This window comes from Methanohalophilus portucalensis, from assembly GCF_002761295.1.
In the GTDB taxonomy this organism is placed as follows: domain Archaea; phylum Halobacteriota; class Methanosarcinia; order Methanosarcinales; family Methanosarcinaceae; genus Methanohalophilus; species Methanohalophilus portucalensis.
This window is the reverse complement of record NZ_CP017881.1, coordinates 1700549-1725918: the sequence shown is the minus strand read 5'-3', so window position 1 is coordinate 1725918 and position 25370 is coordinate 1700549. Positions and strand designations below refer to the sequence as shown.

General features: G+C 40.7%; 16 protein-coding genes and 1 tRNA gene. 9 read left to right on the top strand and 8 right to left on the bottom strand.

The annotated features are described in order from the left end of the window. From pyk to BKM01_RS08845, 3 genes are read right to left on the bottom strand one after another with little or no spacing between them, the layout of a single operon-like run. Window positions 1–1434 carry a pyruvate kinase gene (gene pyk, locus BKM01_RS08855; RefSeq protein ID WP_072357811.1) on the bottom strand — a complete coding sequence of 478 codons (1434 nt, stop codon included), beginning with the start codon at window positions 1432–1434 and terminating at the stop codon, window positions 1–3. Window positions 1435–1468: 34 nt separating this feature from the next. Then, window positions 1469–1654, bottom strand: coding sequence for a hypothetical protein (locus BKM01_RS08850; protein ID WP_072357808.1), 186 nt, complete (start codon window positions 1652–1654; stop codon window positions 1469–1471). Between the two features lie 4 nt (window positions 1655–1658). Further along, on the bottom strand, window positions 1659–3611 hold the full coding sequence (locus tag BKM01_RS08845; RefSeq protein ID WP_158008558.1) for a diphthine--ammonia ligase: 1953 nt from the start codon (window positions 3609–3611) through the stop codon (window positions 1659–1661). Between the two features lie 352 nt (window positions 3612–3963). On the opposite strand from BKM01_RS08845, the gene mpgP reads away from it, so the two are divergent. The 3 genes from mpgP to BKM01_RS08830 are packed head-to-tail and all read left to right on the top strand — an operon-like array spanning window position 3964 to window position 6571. Then, on the top strand, window positions 3964–4788 hold the full coding sequence (mpgP, locus tag BKM01_RS08840) for a mannosyl-3-phosphoglycerate phosphatase (RefSeq protein WP_072357805.1): 825 nt from the start codon (window positions 3964–3966) through the stop codon (window positions 4786–4788). 23 nt (window positions 4789–4811) lie between these two features. Then, entirely contained in the window at window positions 4812–5342 is a 531-nt protein-coding gene (locus BKM01_RS08835) for a hypothetical protein (RefSeq protein ID WP_072358315.1), read from the top strand. 5 nt (window positions 5343–5347) lie between these two features. After that, window positions 5348–6571 (top strand): glycoside hydrolase family 15 protein, encoded by a 1224-nt coding sequence (locus tag BKM01_RS08830; protein ID WP_072357802.1) that lies wholly within the window; start codon window positions 5348–5350, stop codon window positions 6569–6571. Window positions 6572–6662: 91 nt separating this feature from the next. Here the strand turns inward: BKM01_RS08830 and BKM01_RS08825 are convergent, their stop codons facing one another. The 4 genes from BKM01_RS08825 to BKM01_RS08810 form a co-directional block, all read right to left on the bottom strand. Then, a complete protein-coding gene (locus BKM01_RS08825) occupies window positions 6663–8087 on the bottom strand; it encodes a ribulose-bisphosphate carboxylase (RefSeq protein WP_072357799.1) in 1425 nt (474 codons plus the stop codon). Window positions 8088–8148: 61 nt separating this feature from the next. After that, complete coding sequence (locus BKM01_RS08820) at window positions 8149–10974, bottom strand: DEAD/DEAH box helicase (protein ID WP_084006230.1); 2826 nt, start codon at window positions 10972–10974, stop codon at window positions 8149–8151. Beyond that, window positions 10974–11810, bottom strand: coding sequence for a metallophosphoesterase (locus BKM01_RS08815; protein WP_072357794.1), 837 nt, complete (start codon window positions 11808–11810; stop codon window positions 10974–10976). The genes BKM01_RS08820 and BKM01_RS08815 overlap by 1 nt, the downstream gene beginning before the upstream one ends. Beyond that, window positions 11811–12224, bottom strand: coding sequence for a hypothetical protein (locus BKM01_RS08810; RefSeq protein WP_072357791.1), 414 nt, complete (start codon window positions 12222–12224; stop codon window positions 11811–11813). It lies immediately after the preceding gene. 199 nt (window positions 12225–12423) lie between these two features. Between BKM01_RS08810 and BKM01_RS08805 the strand changes: the two genes are divergently transcribed. The 4 genes from BKM01_RS08805 to BKM01_RS08790 all read left to right on the top strand — a co-directional run bounded on the left by BKM01_RS08805 (window position 12424) and on the right by BKM01_RS08790 (window position 21669). Continuing rightward, complete coding sequence (locus BKM01_RS08805; protein WP_072357788.1) at window positions 12424–13659, top strand: ABC transporter substrate-binding protein; 1236 nt, start codon at window positions 12424–12426, stop codon at window positions 13657–13659. A gap of 120 nt (window positions 13660–13779) precedes the next feature. Beyond that, window positions 13780–13853 (top strand) — tRNA-Val (locus BKM01_RS08800). Between the two features lie 382 nt (window positions 13854–14235). Next, complete coding sequence (locus BKM01_RS08795) at window positions 14236–20433, top strand: S-layer protein domain-containing protein (protein ID WP_072357785.1); 6198 nt, start codon at window positions 14236–14238, stop codon at window positions 20431–20433. 12 nt (window positions 20434–20445) lie between these two features. Continuing rightward, on the top strand, window positions 20446–21669 hold the full coding sequence (locus BKM01_RS08790) for a PGF-pre-PGF domain-containing protein (protein ID WP_072357782.1): 1224 nt from the start codon (window positions 20446–20448) through the stop codon (window positions 21667–21669). 125 nt (window positions 21670–21794) lie between these two features. Here the strand turns inward: BKM01_RS08790 and BKM01_RS08785 are convergent, their stop codons facing one another. After that, window positions 21795–22445, bottom strand: coding sequence for a YggS family pyridoxal phosphate-dependent enzyme (locus BKM01_RS08785; protein WP_072357779.1), 651 nt, complete (start codon window positions 22443–22445; stop codon window positions 21795–21797). Window positions 22446–23024: 579 nt separating this feature from the next. Between BKM01_RS08785 and BKM01_RS08775 the strand changes: the two genes are divergently transcribed. Further along, window positions 23025–24803 carry a thiamine pyrophosphate-binding protein gene (locus BKM01_RS08775; RefSeq protein ID WP_072357773.1) on the top strand — a complete coding sequence of 593 codons (1779 nt, stop codon included), beginning with the start codon at window positions 23025–23027 and terminating at the stop codon, window positions 24801–24803. 106 nt (window positions 24804–24909) lie between these two features. Further along, window positions 24910–25254, top strand: coding sequence for a hypothetical protein (locus tag BKM01_RS08770; RefSeq protein WP_072357771.1), 345 nt, complete (start codon window positions 24910–24912; stop codon window positions 25252–25254). Window positions 25255–25370: the final 116 nt, after the last annotated feature.

The following is a 25370-nucleotide window of genomic DNA, read 5'->3' as shown; positions in this document are numbered from 1 at the left end:
TCATTCAATCTGCAAAATTTTCAGCATATTGGTCCCTCCCGGTTTACCGGGAGACTGCCCTTCTGTGAAGACTATGAGATCGCCAACCGATGCTATCTGATTTTCTTTCAGCAATGTAGAGGCAGTTTGTTCCCAGCTGCCACCTTTATTCGGGGAATATATAGGATAAACCCCATATGAAAGGGCAAGGGTTTCACATATTTCCTGTCTTCTGCTCATAGCGAATATCCAGCAATCGGGTTTAAATCGGGAAATCCTGCGCGGAGTCTGGCCGGAAATGGTGGGTGTTACAGTGTGGTCTACTTTCAAACGTTTGATTGCCTGGTAAACCTGCAGGGCAATAACATCACTAACTGACATGGTAAGTTCATCGATGCCCTTTGTAAGCAATTCAGTTCCCCAGCCAGTTTCATTTCTCCATTTTTCAGTCCTTGAAGCAATTCCAGTCATCATCAGCACGGTTTCAATCGGGTATTTTCCTACCGCCGTTTCCCCGGATAACATCAGGGCATCGGTTCCGTCAAGTATTGCATTGGACACATCAGTGGCCTCTGCACGTGTCGGACGAATATTTTCTGTCATTGACTCAAGCATATGTGTTGCAGTAATGACAGGTTTACCCCGCAGATTTGCCTTATGTATAATCTCTTTTTGCAAAACCGGTACTTGCTGGATTGGGGTTTCCACTCCCAGATCCCCTCTTGCAAGCATTATGGCATCGGTATGCTCAAGAATATCATCTATGTTTTTTACCGCTTCTTCCCTTTCTATTTTTGCCACGACATAAATGGACTCACCATGCTGCTGGGCGAATTGTCGCAACTTTTCAATATCAGATGCACTTTCTACAAATGAGAGGCTGAATATGTTTATTTCTTCATCCAGGGCAAACTTCATGAATCTCAGGTCATCATCAGTAACAGCATCCAGAAAGATGCGGGAGCCTGGCAAATTCACTCCTTTGTGTGATGTGAGATAACCCCCGATCTCAACCTTGCATTCTACCCCTTTATCGGTATTACCCAGACATCTAAGCTGGATAAAACCATCATTGAGAAATACATTGCTTCCCGGGCTTACACTCTCATAAAGCCTTTTGTAATTTACCGGTATGATGTTTTTCCCACCTTCTATATCCAGAGGGGTAAGATAAACAGTATCTCCCTTTTCAATAGTTAAAGGTTCGTTTTCCAGGTCTCCAACCCTTATTCTGGGGCCGGGCAGGTCGGCAAGAATGGCCACAGTTACTCCCAGTTCAGTTGATAAACTACGGATCCTTTGAATAACTTCTCTGTGTTTTTTCAGATCACCATGAGAAAAATTAATCCTGGCTACATTCATCCCCTTAAGTATCAATTGCCTGAGTACGGGTTCAGGACTGGAAGCCGGGCCAATCGTGCATACAATTTTGGTACGGTGATCTGGTAATTTCATATTTGTACTCGTGTGTTTGTAAGGAAGCCAATAATTACTCTTCTTCCTTTTTAGATGTCGTGCTCTTGCACCATTCTTTCATCTCGCGGTCAGCTTCTGTTGTTTCCTCTTCATCACCGCTTACAAGTTCACACCAGTCGTCTATTTCTTCTTCAGCAGTTTCCTCCGGCTCTTCTTCCTTTTTCTTAATCGATTTTGGTTCATTTGATGGTGTAGGCATATAATCACTCCCTTTGTGTCCTGTCCTTTTGTACAAGTATAGCATCCTCTATATTAAGGCGTGCAGTATACTCATCAATATCTATGATAGTGCTCTTTTTTATTTCTATTCTTTTGGAGTATAGGGGACAGTCAAGAACGAAACTTTCAAATTCTCCTCCTTCTCCGGCGACATTCAGCCCGATTTTATCGTTTAGTTTTACCAGTTCATCGATCTCTTTTTTGGTAATTTCCTTGCCCAGCCACTTGCTGCTTAAACCATAAGCTGCTATGCTACTGAATAGAAAATGAAAATTTTCTTCCAGCAATTTGTGCATTTCTTCTTCCTGGTCCATATGCCATAGAGGTGAATACACATTCATTCCGAGTTCTGAACAGATACCTTCTATTCGCTCTTTCTGGTATGTTGAATACAGGGCACCGGTTACAACTCCTTCGATCCCATATTCTTTCTTTGCCTTCTCGATTGCTTTTTTCAAATCATCAAGCTCAACTTCTTTTTCCCCTGCTGTCTCCTGTTCAATAAGGGGTATCCCCATAGCTTCGGATTGAAGGGATGCCATATTGATGTTGGGTGTATGGAACATATAGGAATCCGGATTTTTGCTTTTTACTGTGATTAGGCATTTGATCGGATATCCTGCCTCTTCCATTTTGTACATTGCGAAGTGACAATCCTTTCCCGAACTGAACAGTACTCCAAGTTTTGGTTTGTAGTTTTTTTCCATGTTCTTCAGATAATCCGTTTTATTTTTATAACCAGCTCGTTTTGCAAGTTTTTCGATAGCCCTGTCAAACTTGCTCCCATACTGGGCAGCCTTTTTATTCCTGAGTGCAAACTCTGCAGGAATTCCGGCCCTTTCAGCCACCTGGCGCAGTATCATTTTATTGCCATTTTCATTAAGCTTAAGGGCAGCAGGGATTCCCAGAGCATATTCTGCAACATGCTTGTTCAGGAAAGGGGAGCGTAAGTCCAGCTTCAGTTCGGATGCAATCAATCCGTCCCGGTAAGTATCTTCCAGATGGATGTTTATTGTATCCTTCAGACATTCATTGTTCAGGTCAGTGGCTTTTTTGTGCCTGTTATAGCCACCGAACATTTCATCTGCCCCGCTACCCGTAAAAAGAACGTTGATCCCATCCTCTTTTGCTGCCCGGGCTGCTATATAAGTTGGCAGGGCAACCCCCACCATGGGTACACTTGTAGTTTCTATCAAGGGAACGATTTTTTTCAGGATTTCTTCTGTTTCCTCAAGAGATACTTCAATAACTTTCAGAGGCAACTCCAGCTTGTTTGCTATTTTTTGTGCATGCTGTACATCGGGTGCCTGGATTTCATTTTCAAGTCCTGTTACATAGCAACAGATATCTTGCTTGCTATATTTTTTGCAAAGCATGCTTACAAGTGTGGAATCCACCCCTCCGGAAAACAAAATCCCTATCATGGAAGGAGGAAGACATCTGCTTACAGATTCCCCAAGCAGCCGATATAATTGTTCTATGATTTCATCAGGTTGTTTTGTTGCAGGTTCAACATATGGTTTCAGTTCATAATTACTGTATATATGTAATGTCCCCTCTTCTGTATCATAACTAAGGGTACTTCGCGGGTCAACTTTTTCAATATTATAATAACCAGTCATTTCAAGATATTTCTTTTCAGATGCAACCGCAAAACCATCTTCTGTAGAATACCATAGAGATTTCACTCCTAGCACATCAGTTGCACAGGTAATCCAATGATTGCTTCTTGCTATGAAGGCAAGGCCACCAATTAAGTCTCTCTTAAAATCTTCGATATACAGTCCTGGATCTTGCAGATCCCCATTTTCATCTTTCAGGAGAGTGTCCAGTTTCTCTGCAAGAACATGTGATTCCCTTTCACATAAACCACTATCTACAATAGTGATAGCTGATTTTTTATTTCCATTTGTATTGGATTTTCCTTGTATTTTCATTAATAAATGGTTTGTAGTGGGCATTATAATTTCAGTTTGTCCTTTCCCGATTTTATTAATGATGTTATTTTTTGTTGCAATACTCATATAGGGGTTGAATATTGAAATTAGCTTTTGCATCATGTAAATTAATACCTGTTCGTTTATTATTTCTTGCCCCTGTAAATTGTAACTATTTTCATTGTTTATCGTGTTTTCAGTTTTGCATTTTGTTACAAATCCAAACAGTTTCTTCTCCAATTATTTATATACTTCTTCTAACAAATGAAATCTACAGAGATAATAATCGTAATCAGATATGTTTGCAGAGCTTTGGTACTATAATGTGATACCTGTGTGGGAGTGTTTAAAAATGAAATATATTATTTTTACTGATCTTGATGGTACGTTGATTGATCATGATACCTATTCATATGAAGCTGCCCTTGATGCAATAAAATTGCTTGATCAAAAGGATATTCCCCTGATTTTCTGTACCAGTAAGACCCGCGCTGAAATAGAGGTTTATGTTAAGGAACTAAATATTCGTCATCCTTTTATTTCTGAAAACGGAGGGGCGATCTTTATCCCCCGTGGCTATTTCAATGTAGACTTTGAGTATACAAGCGAAAATGAGGATTATGAAATAATTGAACTTGGAACTCGCTATGAAGAGCTTCGCAGAGTACTTTCAATTATTCGAGATCGTACCTCTCTTCCGATTACTGGTTTTGGTGACCTGAACGCTGAAGAGGTAAGTGAGGATACGGGTCTTGGCATTGAATCTGCAACACTTGCCAAAAAAAGGGAATATGATGAAGCCTTTAAAATGGAAGATGATTCAGGAACAGAACTGCTCAAAGAGCATATTCTTGCACAGGGGTTAAATTTCACCAGAGGCGGAAGATACTGGCATTTGATGGGGGATAATGATAAAGGAATGGCAGTTTCGATATTGACTGAATTATACAGGAAAATTCATCCCTCAGTGGTCAGTGTGGGACTCGGAGATAGTCAGAACGACCTGCCCATGTTACAGACGGTGGATGTGGCTTTCCTTGTCCAGAAACCAGATGGTAAACATGATCCTTCCATTGAGGATGATGATATAATCAGGGTTGAAGGTATCGGGCCTGAGGGGTGGAACCGTGCAATTCTTAAATTAATCGGATCTAATGAGAACAGAGATACAGTTTGATCTTAGAACAAGGGGGAATTACTGTGATACGACTTGAAAATATGCTTCCCAAGGCTTTTCTTGTGGGCATTATAGAAATGGTGGATATGGTAGGGCCGGAGAAGACTTACCACTGGATCGAATCCATTGGTTATAGGCTTGCTGAGATTGAAGGTCCAGGATTTGAGGGTGCAAGGGACGACAACATAAACTATTTGCCTGTATGCCCATTTGGCAATGACCTTGTAGAGTTTATAGAAATATACGGGGAAAGGCCAGAAGAATACCAGCAACTAATCGATTTTGTCAAGGATCAGAAACACCAATCTGAAGAAGGCTGGAACTATCCTGCACTTTCCAGTGCCGTGGGTATATTGCATCATAGCTATAGTAAAAGACGTGCCGAGCTGGCAGGTGCCAAACTCCTTAATCTGGGTAGCAAATCACCTGTAAGTAAAACAAAAGAATATAATGAGCAGGCTATTGAAAGATCCGGTATATCCAAGGATGAAGTTTCCGGCTATCTTGATAAATCGTTTTCCGTATTTAAAATCGAATATCCTGAAGAGGAGTGATCCTATTGAATTATCTGGAAGCCCACAGGCTTTATGAAAACAGTGTCAAGATTCTCAGTGAAAATCAGCACGAAAAGGGTGGATTTTATGCAAGTCCTCCCGGTACAAGATATCCTTTCATCTATCCCAGGGATCATTCGATGGATATCCTTGGTGCAATAGATGCTGACCTTATGGATCAGGCTCGCAAAGGGCTCGAATTTATGTTGAATGCGCAAAAGCCTCTGGGTGAGTTTTCCCAGCGCTATGATATAGACGGCAATGATGCAAGTTATAAGGATTTGCAGATAGACGGAAACGGTCTTATCCTTTATGCGCTGGGGAAGTATTTCGAGGCTACAGGTGGCTCATTTTTTGATAAGATGGCTGATAAGAAATTCATTGAAGAATACTGGCCTGTTGTCGAAAAAGCAGTCGGTTTTATCCTGATGAATAAAAATGAAGAAGTTGACCTTATTCATACGGTTAACAGTATTCATGAATATCCGGCTTATGAGCACGGTTTTGAGATTTATGCCAACTGTGCATGCTGTGCGGGTGTATTGGAAGCTGTGAAGATGGGCGAGGCACTGGGCAAGGACGTCTCAAATTGGAAGGAAGAAGGAGGAAAGGTCAGGAATGCCATCATGACACGTCTCTACAGTCCACGCAGGCGTTCCTTTATAAAATGTATCCGTGTGAAGGATAAGAGCAGTAATCCAATAGGTTATGACGCATTTGCCTCCAGTGTTATTGATGTGGATGCTGTGGAATATGCACCTGCTTATTTCGGTCTTCTCCCGGATTCGGATGTTAAAATAAAGTCTACTGTAAAACGAATTCATGATAATTTATGGGATAAGGAAATTGGCGGCCTGAACCGTTACCCTGAGCACTGGGATCGGAATAATGGTGGCTATGGTCCATGGTGCCATTTTACCTGTGAACTTGCAAACCATTTCATAAATATTGATCAAAAAGAAATGGCAGAAATGTACCTCGGATGGGTAGTTGATATGGCTCATGAGTACCAGTTACCTGAACATATTTCAACTATAGAACGGTTTGAGATGTGGCTGGAGGATTATACCAATGCCAAAATTCTCAGGGACAGCAAGATGAAGATGATAGAACACGTCCGTGCCCACCCCAAGTGGAATGATGGACTTGCGTACGTCACGATTCCACTGATCTGGCCTCATGCTGAATATATCCGGACCTACAAAAATTACATGAATAAGTACGGCTGATCTTTTTGTTTTCTGGCAATTTGCTGCGAAGCCGCAATTTATCGGCCCGCAGCAATTGCACGCACAGGAAGGCCTTTTCAATTATATGATATCATTTTTCCGGGAAGAATTCAATAGCCTGGGCAAGTTCCCTGTGATTTTTGGCATAATCCCTGACATCAATTTCCTGCAGATAGGCATCACATGCCTGTACCAGTGCTTTGGCTCCTGAACGGGTTCCTTCAGGATGGGCATGTACTCCTGATCCCATGGTCGTGATGAAATCAACATTACCCATTACATCAATGAAGGGCTTCAGCCTGACGGGGTTCAGTCCACCGGAAACAATGGGACAACATTTTTTCATGCCTCTCCAGCTGTCTTTTTCCAGTATGACATGATGGGCTATGTCTTCATTCACAAGTTCTATGGCATCCTTATCCGTTTCCATGATCTTGGCCCAGCTCTGGTCGAAGAAATGACCATGTGAACTCAGGTACTGAATACCGTGGGCTGCAACTACATCTTCCTCAGGAGTTCCTTTCATTTTTCCAACTCCTGCGGTACCCGTATGGATGCCGGAGGCGCCTGCCAGACGTGCGAATTTAGACAGTACCAGCACGGAAAAACCTATGGGATTTTCCGGACGTGTGAAGGCACCGTGAGCGGCTCTGTGGAAATGCAGGAAAACATCTGGATAACGCCTTCTGATTGTCTGGATAGCCATCCACCCGGCGGTAATACCGTCGATGAGGAAAGCATAACTTCCGGGCTCAAATCCTGCATTCCTGATCATTTCGCAGCGCTCAATCATGGTGTCAAAGTCCGGTGCCGAGACGTTGAATGAATGGACTTTTTTCTTCCCCGTTTCCTTTACTGCCTTGTCCATGGCTTCTTTTACATGCTTTACCATCTTGTCGTAGGGACAGAAGTCCTGATTTGCCTGTGGTTCGTCATTCTTGACAAAATCCCCGCCGCCTGCCCAGAAGTCATAACAGACTTCGGCATATTCGGCAGAGGTCAATCCCATTTTGGGTTTCACGATGGTACCAAGAATTGGCCTGTCGTAAACTCCAAGGTAACTGCGCATATCATCGACTGTGAAACCGGGCCCGTCATATTGTTCAAGCATTGAGGGAGGAAACCAGACATCCAGCAGTTTAAGGGCAGATATCTCTTTCATTCCAAGGACGTTTCCCACGATGTAGGTCAGGATGTTCTGTACATTGCCTCCCCGGTCAAAAAGTCTCCAGGGATAGGCTATCCACACAAGTTCCCTTTCCAGGTCCATCTGGTAGACCAGGGCATTCATGACCTTTGAGAACTTCGTCTCGGTATTTACCCTGAAATTCGTACCCGTTGATGATTCCGCTGCGATTTCAGCTGCTGCCTGTAGCATATTCATCTCCCCACCGGGAACTAGCCTGAAAACCGTAAGCAGGTATTCACCGTTGGTCGGGTCGGGCAATTCGAGATTTACATAACCTTGCTGTTTGGGATTTAATGACTGGACTAAATCTTCAATAGTTGAGCTCATGATAAGAATAACAGTTTGTAATGTATTTTAGTTTTTGGAAGGAAACAAAATGCAGACTTCATTAACCCCAAAAACGTTTCGTTTTTGCATAGTTGCGTTCGGCTTCCATGATGTCTTTGTAGAAACCTTCCTCATCCACCTGCATCTTCTGGATAATACGGGTGGCGGTTTCAGGACCAACTCCACGGCTTGCCAGGGCCACAACCGCAGTCCTTCCCTGTGTCATTACGATGTTGGCATTGCGAAATACTTTCTGGATGCGTTTCTGGTCCTCTTTTGAATCCATTCGATCTTTTTTCTTAACCAGTTTGATTTCCTCTTCCTCCCAGGGTTTCAGGGCAGCCACCATTTTAGACTCACAGATAGGGCACACAATGTTCTCAGGCACATTTTTCACTTTGCGACGGGATACCCATTTAGTACAGTGTACACAGAACAGGATTACCCTGTCATTTTCAATACGGTTTTTGAGTGCTGTTATGATAGAACCTTCAGCTCTTTCCGGTGCTATCAGATCTTTTTTCGCATCGAATCCCGCTCCTCCCAGAGGGGATGGAGGGCCTGTTGCGATGTTGATATCTCCCTGCTGCACCTTTTCCAGTATTTCCTTTGTGCGACTTACATCCAGCATATTGTGGAAAATTTCTCTTAATACCTCATCGTACATAGCCGAGTTTTCGTAAATGTCGATAAGTTTTTTCATGCTGATCTTGTCGTAGTCTACTTCTTTACTGATGGCACCGAATTTACGGGCTACCTGTACCATTTTCCATTTCAAAAGGGAGGTATTTTTCAGTGTCATCTCCAGAATGGGTTCCACATGTTCGGGAAGTGTATCGGCTATCATGGAACGTATCTGTTCGGCACGGAAACTTACCGGCAGGGCAAGTTTAATGCGATAGGGATCTGTCTCCTGTCCCACACTGCTGCCAAACCGGGCCGCAAGCAGGGCTGTCATTACCTTGCCCAGGGTCTCATTGGTGTTGTGCCCGAAACATGCATTGATAACCATTCCATCTTCTTGCTTCTCGATAATGACCTGTCGGTCATGTGGCATTGGGCATTCCTGATCCACATGTTTTTTGATTAGCCGGAAAAACCCATCTGCTGAATATTTGTCCACAGGATAGCGTTCCATCAATGTATTGATGATTTCCTTCTCTTCTGCACCTGTTGTAATCAGGTCTGCAGTTTCCCGGCGCAGTTTTCCGACTTCCTGTGCCACCTCGAAGGGAACGGGTATTTCTTCCCCGACCCAGCTGGGGATCTCCCCCATACTTCTTACCGGTTCAACTTTTATGCGCCCTCGTTCAGGATCGAGTTCCAGTACTCTCCACACCTCTCCCCGGGTTATGAAAATAGCCCCTGGATTGGCAAAGTTAACCACAAAAGCTTCATCAAGCGTCCCGACCGCCTTGCCAGTGACGATATCATAGACCTCGAATTTTCTCTCATCCGGGATCATGGAGAGGTTCTGGTAGTAATACTGCCAGCTCCTTTTGCGCCGACTGATGATACTGGAACCTTTATCCCGCCACACAAGCCTGTTGTATGTTACCTGCTCCACGATCTTTTCCAGCGCCTGCAGGCTTAAATCTTTGAATGGGTAGGTTCGCCTGAGAATGGAAAGTATACGGGGAATCTCTATATCCCCGAAGTCCAGCACGATACCTGAAAGCTGGTTGGCGATTACATCCAGGGCCCCGCTCTGGGGAGAAATATCCTCCACTTTACCTTCCCTGGCGGCTCCAACGATGGCCATACTTTCGGCGATATCATCAAATTCCAGTGCAATAATCGTTCCTTCCGAAATTTCATGAATACGATGTCCCGCCCTGCCAACCCTTTGCAGCAGCCGGGCAACCTGTCTGGGCGAGCCATACTGTATTACATGATCCACACTGCCGATATCGATTCCCAATTCCATTGAAGATGTACAGATCAGGCCTCTCAAATCCCCGTTCTTGAAGTTCTCTTCCGCTTCCAGGCGGGCTTCATAGGACAGGGAGCCGTGGTGTACCCCGATGGGTAAGTCCAGCATCCTGAAACCCGATGCAAGTACTTCGGCACTCTGGCGTGTGTTGACAAAAATCAGGGTGGATTTTTTCTGCATTATAATATCCTGAATGCAACGCAGGTGTGTGGCCAGTTCCGCAGAACATCCTATTTTACGTGCGGTTTTGAGGTCTTCATCCTCCATGTGAGGGGTGACCACGTTGAATTTGAGCAGGCTGAGCATTTCCACTTTTACGATCTGCATGTCCCTTTCTGCTCCTGCAAGGAAAGCTGCCACAACATCGGGGTTACCGACAGTTGCAGAAAGGCCTATTCTCTGGAATTCGCCTGATAATTCTACCAGTCTTTCCAGCCCGATAGCCAGCTGTGCTCCTCTTTTGGATTCGGCAAGTTCATGGATCTCATCCACCACGATAAAACTCACATCTTCCAGGTTTTTGCGCAGCCTTTTACCTGTAAACATTGCCTGCAGGGTTTCAGGAGTAGTAATTAATAGGTCCGGAGGGTTTTTTGATTGCTTCTGGCGCTCATACTGGCTGGTATCCCCGTGTCGCACCATGACCTTGATATCGAGTTCCTTGCCCCACCATTGTATGCGGTGCAGCATGTCACGGTTCAGTGCCCTCAGGGGTGTTATGTAGAGAGCAGAAATGCCTTTCCTTTCCTCTGGGTTTTTGGAAAGGATGTGATCAAAAAGAGGAAGGATTGCAGATTCGGTCTTTCCCGAACCGGTGGGTGCAATAAGCAGGACGTTCTTGCCTTCCAGGATGGGTGGAATGGACTCTTGCTGGGGTTGTGTGGGTGTATGGAATTGCTGTTTTGCAAGGGCTTTTCTGATATGAGGGTGCAACTGGCCAAATACCGTATCCATCATCGCCCTCGCCTCCTTTTGACTTTGCGCTTTTTTGTAATACTGAGTTTTTTTATATTCTTCAATTTGCCCATGTACATTCCATCAAGCAGGTAGATATCCGCATTTGATACATCAATGGAACCCGAAGAGAATGCAGGCCCTAGCAGGTCATCAAGAATAGCTTCGTTAAAAGCGACCCCTCCGCATAGTTCATTGAAAGCAGGAATAACTACAACATCAGGTTGTGTGTCACTCTCAGGCATTTCAACACCGATCTTTTCAAAATGGTTTTTTAGTTTTTCATGATTCAATTTAGTTTTAACCCAGACCTGTTCGGATGTGGAATACCCCAGGCTGTCGGTGATTCGCAGGGTCGGATGATTGTGGGCTACAATTAAATGCTGTGCTGTGATGAGTTTTGGATCGGGCCATGTATGTCCGTGGAAGTATCCAACCTCCTCAATTATGTCACCTCTGGAAGGGTGGAGGTGAATACTTTTGTTTTTTGGCAGCAGGAATTCAATTCCACCATCATGATTGCCCGGGAAAATATCGATTTCTGCATGTATGGCGAGTCTTTCGAGAAACATGGGTATTTCATCCCGCTCCTGCCATGAAATTTGTGGGACATTGTGCTTTATATCACCCAGCAATACTATCCTCTCGGATTTGGTCTGCTCGATATAACCCTCTATCTTTTTGAGTCGCCTTTCAAGACCACTGGGAACCAGGAAACCACTTTTGTAGAGGTCCCATTCGATACCTATATGGAGGTCTGAGAGTACAAGGGTGCGGGATTGGCCCTTTACTAGCAAGGCAGGTTCATCCAATAGAGGCTCGATATCGATTGTCATTTATTCTTTTCCCGGGCGCTGGTTTTTTTCAAGTTCATCAAGTCTGTCCGATAGGTCCTGCAATTTATTGTCAATACCTTTGAGGTCTTCATGTACTTCTATCAGACGGTTGTACATCGGACTGCGTGCATCCTTTACTGCCTGCTCCTGGGAGAATTTTTGTTTACTGGGAATTATATACACATAGGCAAACCACATACCTGTGAAAGCCACGAGGAACAGGGCTATTACAAAGAACAAATAGTGAGGAAAGAGAGTGCGTATGAAAGAATCCCCTTCGCTGTAATATTGCAATCTGGTGATCATCAGGAAGTTCATCAAGGAGAATAGAAACATTGTTTCTCCTACAAGTACAAGTAATCCGCCTAATTTTGTGGACATGCTTTTTTGTTGTGGTAATATTTTATCGAACATAATCCATTTCTCCCTTAGTAATAATGATGCCTGTTATATGATTATTTTTTCAGAAAGCGCAAATCTGACTATTATCATTTTTCCTGATTGTATATTTGATTGTCGCAAGTAATATTTCTGTATTTTAATATATTTGTACATTGAATAACTAAATAAATATATAAACAAGTTTTATGCATATGCTATCTGGCGATTTTTAATGAAAAAAATTACAGGTTTTTTAATAGCTATTTTAATTTTGTCAACCCTGGGAATGGGTTGTACCGAATCGACAGAAGAATCTACCACTGAATCGGCAGATATCACCATAGGTGCACTTTTACCAGTAACAGGTAATATTGGTTCTATCGGAGTAGCAAGCCAGACCGCTCTTGAGATATCAAATAAGGACATTAATAATTATTTCTCAGGACTTGGTTCAGATAAGCAAGTCGAAGTGATAATCAGAGATACTGAAGACAATCCGGCTAAAGCGCTGGAACAACTCAAAGCACTTGATGAGATGGGTATAAAGATCGTTATCGGTCCACAGTCAAGTAATAATGCAGAAGCAGTTTTGGAGTATGCTGAAAACAATGGTATAGTTCTCTTGAGTACTGCCTCCACAGCTCCTTCCCTGGCTGTAGCTGATGATAACCTCTTCAGGCTTGTGCCTGATGACAGTAATCAGGGAATGGTTCTCGCTACAATGATGAAAGAAGAAAAAGTCGATACTGTAATTCCAATTTACAGGAACGATACATGGGGTAATGGTCTGAGTGAAGAAACTGCAAAGCACTTTGATGGAACAGTAATGGAAGGAATCATCTACGACTCTGCAACTGAAGATTTTTCCGCAGAAGTTGAAGCCTTGAATGAAAAGGTAATTTCGGCAACATCAGATTCCGATGAAGATTCAGTGGCAGTTCTACTGTGTTCTTATGAAGAGGTAACGGAAATCTTCTCACTTGCCGGAGAATATCCTGCTTTATCAAATGTCAAGTGGTATGGCAGTGATGGTGTAGCCCTTAACGAAAAGTTGCTTGAAGAGAAAGTTGCCGGTTTTGCTGTAACAACCAACCTAAGGGCACCAATCTATGGTTATGAGGAAGAAAACGACCGCTATCAGGTGATCGAATCCAGAATTGAGGAAGAACTTGGCCGGGCTCCTGAAACATATGGACTGGCTGCATATGATGCTCTCTGGCTGGCTACATTCGTGGATCTCGATGCAGTGCCTGAGAATGATGAAAGCACAAAACTGGCAATGAATACCCTTTCCGATACTTACTTTGGTGTCACCGGCTGGACAAAGCTGGATGAAAATGGTGACAGGGTACACTGGGATTACGATATCTGGGCAATCAGTGAAAACGATGGAAATTACGAATGGAAACGTGATGCCAGGTATCAGGTAGACCCCGGAGAAGAAGGTAAATTGATGTATGTTGAATAAAAGTGGTGTCTCTCACCACACATTTTCTTTTTTACATTTCTATAAATTGTCTTCTCCCATTTTCTAATTTGTCGAAAACCTTATATTTTATTGTGGTTCACTTAGGTGAATATCTTTCATGGGCCCGTAGTCTAGCCGGTTATGACGTCGCCTTCACACGGCGGAGATCCTGGATTCGAATTCCAGCGGGCCCACTGTACTCTTTGTTGGTTTCTGATAGGGATTTTTGTAGTGATTCGAGTTGATTTTCTGAACTTTTTGATTTCATATCTAAAAGAAGTGAAATCTAAATAATGGATAATAACCACTTATTATGAAGATGTATTGAATTCGATAGCAGATTCATATGAATAATAATCCAATTCATATAAAAATAAAATCCAAAGTTATTTATGGATTCAAATATTACGCTCAAAATATACTTTGTACAATTGCTTAATCCATAGTCTAAATATTACCAATTCAAACAATTCATTAAGTATCTCTTTAAATGGGGGTATCAACATAAAACCAATATATGAAAATAAAAACTTATTATCTTATTCAGTAAAAAGCATAATCATCATTTCAATTCTCTTGTTCATATTTTCAGGAATCGGATCTGCAACAACTCATGTTGTAGATGATGATGGAGCTGCCGATTATAACTCTATTCAGGTTGCGATAAATAATGCAATTGATAATGACACAATTGAAGTGAAAAATGGAACTTATTTTGAAAATGTGGTTGTCAATAAGACTTTAACATTAATTGGGGATACAGAAAATACATTACCACTAATAAATGCGAGTGGAAATGGCTCTGCAATTACAATTACCGCAGACAACTGTTCTATCCAGAATTTCAATGTTACTGGAAGTGGTGATGATTGGAATGGTGGAGACGCAGATAGTGGAATTAAGATCAAATCAGAAAATAATAACATTGTCAATAATTCAGTTTATTCAAATAATTATGCAATCTACACATTTGAAGTGGGAAACAACTCAATAAAAAACAACACAATCTCTGATAATGAAAATGGAGTTTATCTATTTTATTCAGATGACAACTTAATTGAAAACAATTATTTACACAACAGTAATCGGGACGTTTATACTGTAAACTCCCATAACAATACAATATCAAGCAATACATTGGATAGCAGTATCTATATTTTCAAGTCTAAAGGAAATAGACTGTTTGATAATCTCATTGGAATTAATGATTCCAGAATTATAAATACAAATCCTGAAGGAATTTATCTAGCTGAATCTTCAGACAGTGTCATTATAAACAATACTATCATAAGAAAAAATAAGGGTGTTTATTTTAGTGACTCAGATTCCAATGTTATTCAAAATAATACCGTTTCAGGTAATTATAATGGTATATATTTGAGTGACTCAGATTCCAGTAATATTCAAAATAATACCGTTTCATATAATTCATATCGTGGTATATATTTGAGTGACTCAGATTCCAGTAATATTCAAAATAATACCGTTTCACATAATTCTCAGTCTGGTATTTATTTGAGGTATTCATATTACAATCATATCACAAATAACAGTGTGTCAAGTAATTTTTATGGTACTTATTTCTATAATTCCGATTTCAGCAATATTCAAAATAATATAATTTCAGAAAATTCAAATTATGGTATCGATTTAGAAAAATCAAACAACAATATATTAAAAGCAAATAATATTTCCCATAACAACGCTGGCTTACATTCTATAGAATGTAGTGAGAACATCATTCTTTATAATAATATTTACAAGAATTTAAATCATAATGCTTATGAAACAACTGGTTCGAACCTGTGGATCTCTAATTGGTATGGAGATTATAGTGGAGCAGATACTAATGATGATGGTATTGGAGACACAACATATTACATACCGCCAAATGGCGAATCAAAGGATGATTTCCCACTTATAAATCTCGTAAGATTAACTGATTCTATTAAAGGAGCAAAATTTTCTTTGCATAGCGGTGAAGAAATAAGTCTTTATGAAGGTTATTCATTGGTACCTCAACAGGTAAGCGTAGACGGAAATAAAGTCTGGATGGAAATAAAAAAGAACGGACAATACGTGGATGATTTTATAGTTGACTTGAATAGCAATTTTGCATTTACTTTAAGCATAGATGGAAATAACAAATTAATTATATTGGGCAGGGTTTCTGACATATCGCAAGATAATGAGGGTTCAATTACTTTTTATGATTCATTCTACCAATATTCAGAAGATGGAGCCGAACTTCTAATTGCAAACAATACTGACTTGGAAAAAGCACAAAAATCAATTGCTCCATCAATCTCAATTACAAGTGTAAGCGATATTGATACAAATTCCACTTCAGTAAAATTTGATGTGAATCAAAGCGACGCCTCCACTCGTATTGCTTATAGCACATCTTCTCACCTTTCTTCAGTATACTGGTCCAGCTGGAACAACAGTACTTCTACAAATCGTAGAATTACTATTTCAGGCTTGAATGAAAACACAACATATTATTATAGTGCATATGCATACAACGGTACTGATGATAACTCATTCTCTAATACAAGTATTGATTCTTTTAAAACAGCAGACCAATCAAATGATATTGAATCAACAGTAACTATTGTTTATCTTATGAAAGAAAGTCATATTGCAAGCACCAACGTAATGAAAAAGGTTCTTGAACGAGCTGGTTATGAAGTAGATATAATCGCTGTTGACGTGGGTCCAATGTATCAGGGATTAGCAGACGGCCATTTTGATTTTACTATATCAGCAAGGTTGCCCAAAGAACAAGAAAACTATTGGAATGTATATAATGACCAAATCATTAGTGTTGCTGTAAATCTCGAAAATAGTCAAAATGGTCTTGCAGTACCTACCTATATCAATGGAATAAATTCAATTGAAGATTTAAATGCAAACAGGGAACTGTTCAACGGTAAAATTACTGGAATTGAACCTGATGCAAGTATTATGCAAGACACACAAAATTCTATTGAAACATATAATTTGAATTATAGTCTTGAAGCTAGCAGCAGTGCAGGAATGTCATCTGCTCTTGATGCAGCATATAGATCGGAGGAACCAATTGTAGTTACCCTCTGGACACCACACTGGACATTCGAGAGATATGATTTAAAGATTTTAGAAGATCCGAAGAAAACCTATGGTGAAGCAGACCATATAGAGACTCTTTCAAGACAAGGACTTAAAAGAGACAAGCCCAAACTCTACTCAATTATTAGTAATTTCAACTGGAGCCATGAAGAAATCCAAGATGTAATGGGTGACATTGAAAGTGGAATGTCTCCTGGAGATGCTGCTTCAAAATGGGTTGGATATAACTCGGATATAGTTGATAAATGGCTTTCTTACAATGAATCAATTGAAGATATGAATCACACTTCACCATCAATTTCAAGTATCAGTATAAGTAATGTAGATACAAATTCCGCTTCAATAAGTTTTGCTGTAAATCAAAGTGATGCAAAGGCCAAATTGGTTTACAATACTTATTCAAATCTTTCATCTTCCTCTGAAATCTGGGACAACAGTACTTCTACCAGTCGTAATATTGAAATTACTGGCTTGAATGAAAATACAACTTACTACTACACTATTTATGCACACAATAGTACAAATATAAGTGCGTTCACAAATTCATCTATTAGTAGTTTTGAAACATTAGCCAGTAAAGCACCTTCGATAACAGACATTAATGTAGGTAATGTAGACACAAATTATGCTTCAATAAGTTTTGATGTAAATCAAAGTGATTCTGCTACACGTATTGCTTATAGCACTTCTCCTGACTTTTCAGTTGCAACTTGGTCTGCTTGGGAAAACAGCACTTCTATCAGTCGTAGCATTGATATTTCTGGTTTGAGTGAAAATACTACTTACTACTACACTATTTATGCACACAATAGTACAAATACAAGTGTTTTCACCAGTTCAGCCATCAATAATTTTAAAACTGTTAGTTTGACTGATCCCAATAAAGAAGTAATCTATAAAGGAACTATTGATTCTGGCGATGGATACCAGGTAAACAATTTTGTTATAGATATAGCCGATGTATTTCCTTCAAATGATTATGCATCATTTTACGTATACGAAAGAGATTCAGAGATACTGGGCAAAGGTTTAGATGTCAATGATAATTTCACCTTTGAAATTGAAAATGAAGAAGTCGAAGTAAAATTAATTGATACAATAGATGCTCTTATTCCTCGTGCCGAACTAATCATTGCAATAAATAATAGTAATATTGTAAGGACACAGGGAATTGTTGATGGAGGACATGAAAATGCAGAATTTGAAGTTGCACCATCAATTGCAGATGTAAATGTTAATGAAATTGGGGAGACAGGTGCAAATATCAACTATAACGTTGATCAACCCAATTCCAACACAAAAGTCGTTTTTAGTACATCCCCCACTCTTGAAAACCCGAATGTGATATGGGATAATAGTTCAACCACATCTCGAAGTGTCTCATTGGTTGGTCTAAATTTTGATACAAATTACTATTACAGTGTGTATGCATATAACAGAACGTTTCCTGATCTTGTAGCAAATACAAGTATTGGTACACTTGTCACAAAAGCCAGTTCATATAACTTCGGAAATTATGTATGGGATGAAAATGCCGATCAATCCACCACTTACACCTGGGATGGCCGAAGTTTTTCTGGATTCTACTATGACCTTGAGACAGGTGACACTTCCGAATCAATGACTACTACTATTGATGTTGGTGGTCACGAGATTGAAGAAGATAACCTTTTGTATCGTACCGAATCGATCACCAAGGAATTTGAGTTCAATGGCTGGGATGAGTACCAGATCATCGGCTTCATGGCAGAGAAGTATTTTGCTGGTTTTGAAAATACAGATACATCCATTATCGATTACGACCTCAGTCTGATATCAGAAGGTATCCTTACCAAGGTTCTTATAGATACGGATGATGATGAATCCGTCTATTCTGAATCATCTCTCATTCTTGAAGAAGGGTATTCTATTAACATTGAAAAGATCAATGTTAGCGGAGATCGAGTTTGGATTAACCTTTCAAAAAATGGAGTTGAAGTTGATAATTCCAGTCTTTCTTCGGAGGATACTTTTGTTTACAAAAAAGATTTTGGTTCAGTTGTGGATATACCTATAATTACTATTCACGTAGATGATATATTCAGTGGCACTGAAACAAACGCTGTTTTTATCGATGGTATCTTCCAAATTTCTGAAGACTATGTGAAAATCGATGAAGGCGATAAATACGGTGAGATGGAGATAGATGATGTAACATCTTCCAAGATCGAGATGTCAAATGAAGATGACATCGATTTAGGAGAAGGTGACATTATTGACATCATGGGCAAACTCAAATTCATAGTAGCAGACGATGATGTATTGCGGTTTGCTCCCTTTGTTGACATATCCGAACCTGGTGCATATGAACAAAGGGGTACTATTGCTGAGAATCAAGGTTCCACATGGACTCCGTTGAACTTCGAAGGATTCTATTACGACATAGATGAAGGACTGTTGAGTGAATCCCTCTATGTGGGATACGATGGTAGGTCTATCGATGAAGGCAACCTTACTTATGAAGCCACACCTATTTCAGTTGCTTTTGAATATGCAAACTGGGGAGATTATGAAGTAATCGGTTTTATGTCCGAGAAATATTTCGCGGGATATGAGGATAGTGAATTCGGAGGTGAAACCTATGATCTTAATCTAATGTCCAACGGCCATTTTTCAGAAGTCCTTATAGACGATGGCGATGAGAAATCTGTTTATACAGGTTCTTCATTGATTTTGGAAGAAGGTTATTCTCTTGAAATTCAGGAAGTTGATGTCAACGGTGAAAGGGCAATGATTGAACTGACCCATAACGGTAACGAAGTTGACTCGACTATAATTTCATCAAATGATGAATATGTATATGAGAAAGATATTGGTGATACAGATGATTTGCCCCTTATTGTAATCCATTTTGCTGAGATATATAGCGGTACTGAAAATCATGCAGTATTCATTGATGGGATTTTCCAAATATCTGAAGATTATATGAATATTCAAGACGGCGATAACTTTGGGGTGATGACAGTTGAAAGTATCGCTGAAAGCGTCATTCTTGAAAATGAGGATGATGTCGATCTTGATGAAGGAGAAATTATCGACATAATGGGTAAAATCAAGTTTAAGGTTGCCGACGATAATGACAATATCCGCTATTATCCATTCGTTGAAGTAGAAACAAAACCTGATGAATCTTTGGACATTGATGTTGAACCATCTACCATTGTTGAAGGTGAGGAAATTGTATTCATGGTAACATCCCGTGGAGCTGCTATTAAAAATGCATCAATACTCATAGACAATGAAGAGATAGGTACAACTTCAGAAAAAGGTGATTTTGAATATAGAGCAGATGATGTCGGTAAATTTACTGTAACTGCCGAAAAGGCAAATTATGAGTCAGCAGAAGGCAATTTCGAAGTGTTATCTTCGAATACAACTCCAGTAAAATACACAATGTCACTCCAAAAAGGCTGGAACCTTGTATCAATTCCCATCATCCCTGCAAACTCATCTACAGAATCGATATTTGCTAACAATGATGAAGTTCTATTTCCAGTTTATACATGGGATAATTGGAATAAGCAATACTATGAGGTTGAAAATCTTGGAGTTGGAAACGGATATTGGATTCTTGCCTTAAATGATACAGAAGTCGATGTTGAAGGCACAACATATAACCCATGAAGGTGTTTTAAAATGAAAAAAATACCTTTTATAGCATTTATGGTTTTGTTGTTGGTGATTAGTACATCACCTGCTGTTTCAACAGGTAACAATGATTCATGGGATGTGACATTATATTTCACATCTCTGTCAAGTTCCTCGGATAATACATCACCACCTCCTGCTCCAGCAACTTATGATCGAATATTTGGAATAAACTCTGATGCAACAGATGGCTTCGACAGATATATCGACAAACCAGCTCCACCTGAACCACAAGGTGACGCACTGGATGTTTATTTTCCATGCGAACATGAAGTTGTAACTCGTCTTGCAACAGACATAAAAAGCAATGGTACGGATGAATGGAAATTAAATCTCTACGTGCCTTCTCAATCAAGTACTCAGATGAGATGGGACAATACTTCAATTCCTGAAGATGAAGATTTCACAGTTGTTGTAGATGATTCAAAAACTGACATGAAATCTAACGAGATGATTGAATTTACCAGTGGTTCCCATGAAATTACTGTTCATATTGGAGATATACCAACTTCACCCACGTCACCTAACCCCTCTGGCGGAAGCAGTGGAGGAGGTGGCGGTGGAGCCACTGGCGAAGAGTTTGAAAACATTGCCTCCAAGCATGCACAGGTGAACAAGGTTGCTGCTGGTGAAGATGTACGATATGAATTCAACGAAGATGATAACGCCGTAATGGCCATACAATTCAAGTCTCTGACAAATGAAGGGCAGACCAAAACATCAATTGAAGTACTGAAAGATACGTCGGCTTTGGTAGATTCGCCTGCTCCAGGTAAAGTCTATCAGAATATGAATATCTGGGTAGGTAATGTCGCCTTTGATGAAGATGATATGGAAGACCCTGTAGTTGGATTCAAGGTGAGCAAGGAATGGCTTTCTGATAACGATGTAGAACCAGATTCAATAGTACTTTGCAGGTATCATGATGGTGAGTGGACTTCACTTGCAACAGAAGCCGTAGATGAAAATGAGAATTACTTCATTTATGAATCCGAGACTCCTGGTTTTTCACCGTTTGCAATTTCTGCAGTGGGGAACATAGACTCTTCTCAGTATGAAATTTCTGGTACAGAAGAAGCAATTGATGAAGTGACAGAAGATGAAAATATAAGTTACTCGAACACAACCGATTCAAATGAAGTACCCGGATTTGGTACTGTGTTAAGTACATTTGCACTGCTCATGGTTATGTTTTTGAGAAGAAAGGATTGAACTCAACAATCCTTTTTGCCTCTTTTTGGAATAATGTGGTACATTTTTCTATTTGCATTATAAATTTCAGTAAATTGTTTGGTCAAACTCATTTCAAATTGAACTATAAAATTAATTATAAATCTTTAATACTCCCTTTCCCCGAATATAGCCGAACCCACACGCACCATTGTAGCCCCTTCTTCTATGGCTACCATGTAGTCATTGGACATACCCATTGACAATTCCTGAATATCGATGTTGCCGCGGTTTTCCTGTTTCATTTCATCAAACAGGGCTTTCATCTTTTGGAAATAGGGACGGGTTTGTTCGGCAGGGACAAAAGGAGGGATGCACATCAGGCCTTCCACACGTATATTTTGAAGGGAGCGGATTTCGTTTATAACTTCTTCGATCCTGTCCAGCCTGAAACCATGTTTCTGTGGTTCATTGCCTATGTTTACCTGAAGGAAGACCCTCTGTACCTTATCGATATCCCCGGCTCTGCTATCAATATTATTTATTACTTTCATGGAGTCGACTGACTGGATGACATCAAAAAACTCAACAGCCTTTTTGACTTTATTTGTCTGCAGGTGACCTATCAAATGTGTCTCACAGGGCAGGATTTCCTTGCGTTTATCTTCATATTCCTGAACCCGGTTCTCTCCGATTATGGCAGCCCCGGCCCGGATGGCTTCGTTGATCCTTTCAGGTTCAATTGTCTTGGTGACACAGATGAGTGTCCTGTCACCGATTTTTTCGAGAATCCTCTTGATATTTTCATCGACTGGCATTGATGTCCCCGTGATGCTTTATTCAAAATTTGGTCTATTTAAATCATTCTGATTGTGAATTTTATTTTTATTTTCCTTATATTTCTCTTCAATTCCATCGAGGTATGGGACTGAATAAGTATAGAAAGCATCCGTGGCAGATGCCGTTAACCTGAATTTGCTTATGATCTCCCAACTTTCAACCCCAATTATCCTATAAAACCTGCCGCAAAGTTAGGGAGTGAATGGAAGGCTTTTTCAGTACATTCGTCACTTCCCGGCCCCTGACGCGGTAAACCACTAAATATATCAAAAACCGCTGAATCTTTTATATGTAGCAATAAGGATAATAAATAAAAAGTTTTTATGCTATATTTCTTCTTTTTCAAGGCATTTTGGTAAACCCACAGGAAAAATTATCATTCACTAGTACCAACATAGTTTCGGCATATAATTATCAGACTTGCAGCTATTGACAATTCTAGTGGGAGATGTTTGCCTCTTATGCAAGGGAAATTCATTGGTTGAATTTCCCAGCATTTGATAAACAATCCTGTCACATGAATACTACATATTATAGGGGAATCTTGGAGGAAATGCATGGCAAAATACAGATGTTCGGTTTGTAACTGGGTTTATGATGAGGAGGTTGAAGGGCAGGATTTTGATTCACTGCCTGATGACTATACATGTCCGGTATGCGGGGCTCCGAAATCCGCTTTTGTTCCTGAAGGCGGGGAAAAGGAAGATGAATCGGTAGAAACGACTGTTGCCGACAAGATCGTCGAACAACTGGAAGCCTTCGGTGTCAGGTTTGTCTATGGGATCCCGGGGGATTCCAACCTGCCCCTGATAGACTCCATCCGCAGGAGTGACAAAATAAAATTCATTCTCACAAGACACGAAGAGACCGCTGCTTTCATGGCTTCTGCACATGGAAAAATCACCGGCGGGCTGGGCGTCTGTATCTCCATAGCGGGCCCAGGTTCTACAAACCTTATCACCGGTTTAATGGATGCTGCCACCGACAGGAGTCCGGTGCTTGCCTTTGCCGGTCAGGTGGCAGAGGTCTATCTTGGCAGTGAAGCCTTCCAGGAGATCGACCAGATAGAACTTTTCTCCCCCTTTGCTGAATTCACAGAAACCATTGCCCGGGAGAACCAGGCGCTCGGTCTGGTCACAAGGGCTACTAAATATGCCTTCAAAAAGCCCGGTGTTGCAGTACTCAGCACACCTACTGATATCCTGGCCGGCAAACTTAGCGGGGATGTATATTCCGCTGAAAAGAGGCTGGTTTCAAACCAGACCTCTCCAAAACATGAAGATGTGGAAAAGGCTGCGGAATTGATAAACACTCACAAGAAAGTCACTCTCTTTGCAGGCTGGGGCTGTCGCCACAGTGGTGAATTGCTAACACAACTCTCACAAAAAATCAAAGCCCCCATTGCCACTACTTCCAGGGCCAAGGGTGTGGTGCACGAAACCGATCGTTATAGTCTGGGTGTACTTGGTTCCATAGGGTCAAAACATGCAGCAAAAGCTGTACAAAACAGTGAACTTATAGTTATCATAGGTTCGGGTTTCAGACAGGCAAACCTTGTTCCTTCAGGAATCAGGATTGTCCAGATAGATATCGATCCGACCAAAATCGGAAAGACATTTGATGTAGATGCTCCGATTGTCGGTGATGCGGATCTTGTACTTAAAGACCTTCTTCCTCTTGTCGATGAAAAGGAAGAAAACACTGAGTTTTTAGAGCACATCGATCGGATGAAACAGGAGCATTATGAGGAACTGGAAGCCGATGCCCAGGATCTTTCCATCCCTGTAAATCCCGGTTATGTGGTACAGGCCATTAAACGCCATGCAAACACTGATGCTATAATTTGTGTAGATGTGGGCGACCATACCTACTGGTTCTACAAGAAATTCATGTGTGAAGGCCAGAAAACATTAATGTGTGCCAATATTGCCAGTATGGGATTCGGACTGCCTGCAGCCCTGTCGGCAAAACTTGATAATCCTGACAGGCAGGTAATATGTGTTACAGGAGATGGCGGTTTTGGAATGCTTATGGCTGATTTCACCACTGCTGTACGTGAAGAGCTCGGGATCAATGTCATTGTCTTTAATGACGGCAAACTCAAGAACATAAAAAAGGAAGAACTAAGATCCAGTTATCCTGAATTTGGTGTTAGTTTCCCTAATCCCAATTTTGCGGAATATGCAAACACTACCGGAGGTGAAGGTTATAGGATAGAGGACCCGGCAAAACTGGATGAAGCTCTTGGAGAAGCATTCAAATCCATCAGGCCTTCTATTATCGATGTGGTTGTAGATCCGGATAAGACTGCTGCAAGTACTAAAAGAGTGGATTAAATATAACAGTGATTCTGCCGGCTGTATGTTGTCCTGCCGGCAAAATCCATTTCCTTGGTTTTTGTAAACACACCTATTTAACCAATAATTCCCAAAAAGGAACTATATGGCACGTAAACTAGATGAAAAAGACATAGATCTACTGAAAAAGCTTGCTCCTGAGTGCATTGATCTGGAATGCAGCAGTTCAGGGGTCAATTTCAAGTCAATCCTGCCACCGGTCGCAAATCATTTTTCCAAGGATATATCTGATTTTTCCCATCGTCTGGAGGCACTTTCAGAAAAGGAACTGGAATATTTGCTGGACCTGATTAAAGATGGTAGGGAAAGCCTTGGTTGCTTGAGACCGGATTATGTCATGGCTTTTCAGGAAATGGTTGCCAGAAGGGCGGGAGAGGAACAGGCTGGTAAAATTATCAAGATTTATACCGCTAATGATGTTTGTGAATAAATTGTAAAAAAGCAACAAACCTGCAGGACTTGGCTTACTATCTTATTTTTTCATATTAATATGGCTGACGTAAAGTTTATTAGATATTATGCAATATCTATTCACGATTGTGAAAC

Excerpts from the sequence above, each read along its gene's own strand:
- BKM01_RS08845 (WP_158008558.1), bottom strand. The coding sequence starts at position 3,611 with ATGAAAATACAAGGAAAATCCAATACAAATGGAAATAAAAAATCAGCT.
- BKM01_RS08815 (WP_072357794.1), bottom strand. The coding sequence starts at position 11,810 with ATGACAATCGATATCGAGCCTCTATTGGATGAACCTGCCTTGCTAGTA.
- BKM01_RS08785 (WP_072357779.1), bottom strand. The coding sequence starts at position 22,445 with ATGCCAGTCGATGAAAATATCAAGAGGATTCTCGAAAAAATCGGTGAC.
- BKM01_RS08770 (WP_072357771.1), top strand. The coding sequence starts at position 24,910 with ATGGCACGTAAACTAGATGAAAAAGACATAGATCTACTGAAAAAGCTT.
- BKM01_RS08790 (WP_072357782.1), top strand. The coding sequence starts at position 20,446 with ATGAAAAAAATACCTTTTATAGCATTTATGGTTTTGTTGTTGGTGATT.
- BKM01_RS08810 (WP_072357791.1), bottom strand. The coding sequence starts at position 12,224 with ATGTTCGATAAAATATTACCACAACAAAAAAGCATGTCCACAAAATTA.
- BKM01_RS08820 (WP_084006230.1), bottom strand. The coding sequence starts at position 10,974 with ATGGATACGGTATTTGGCCAGTTGCACCCTCATATCAGAAAAGCCCTT.
- BKM01_RS08825 (WP_072357799.1), bottom strand. The coding sequence starts at position 8,087 with ATGAGCTCAACTATTGAAGATTTAGTCCAGTCATTAAATCCCAAACAG.
- BKM01_RS08775 (WP_072357773.1), top strand. The coding sequence starts at position 23,025 with ATGGCAAAATACAGATGTTCGGTTTGTAACTGGGTTTATGATGAGGAG.
- mpgP (WP_072357805.1), top strand. The coding sequence starts at position 3,964 with ATGAAATATATTATTTTTACTGATCTTGATGGTACGTTGATTGATCAT.
- BKM01_RS08805 (WP_072357788.1), top strand. The coding sequence starts at position 12,424 with ATGAAAAAAATTACAGGTTTTTTAATAGCTATTTTAATTTTGTCAACC.
- BKM01_RS08850 (WP_072357808.1), bottom strand. The coding sequence starts at position 1,654 with ATGCCTACACCATCAAATGAACCAAAATCGATTAAGAAAAAGGAAGAA.
- pyk (WP_072357811.1), bottom strand. The coding sequence starts at position 1,434 with ATGAAATTACCAGATCACCGTACCAAAATTGTATGCACGATTGGCCCG.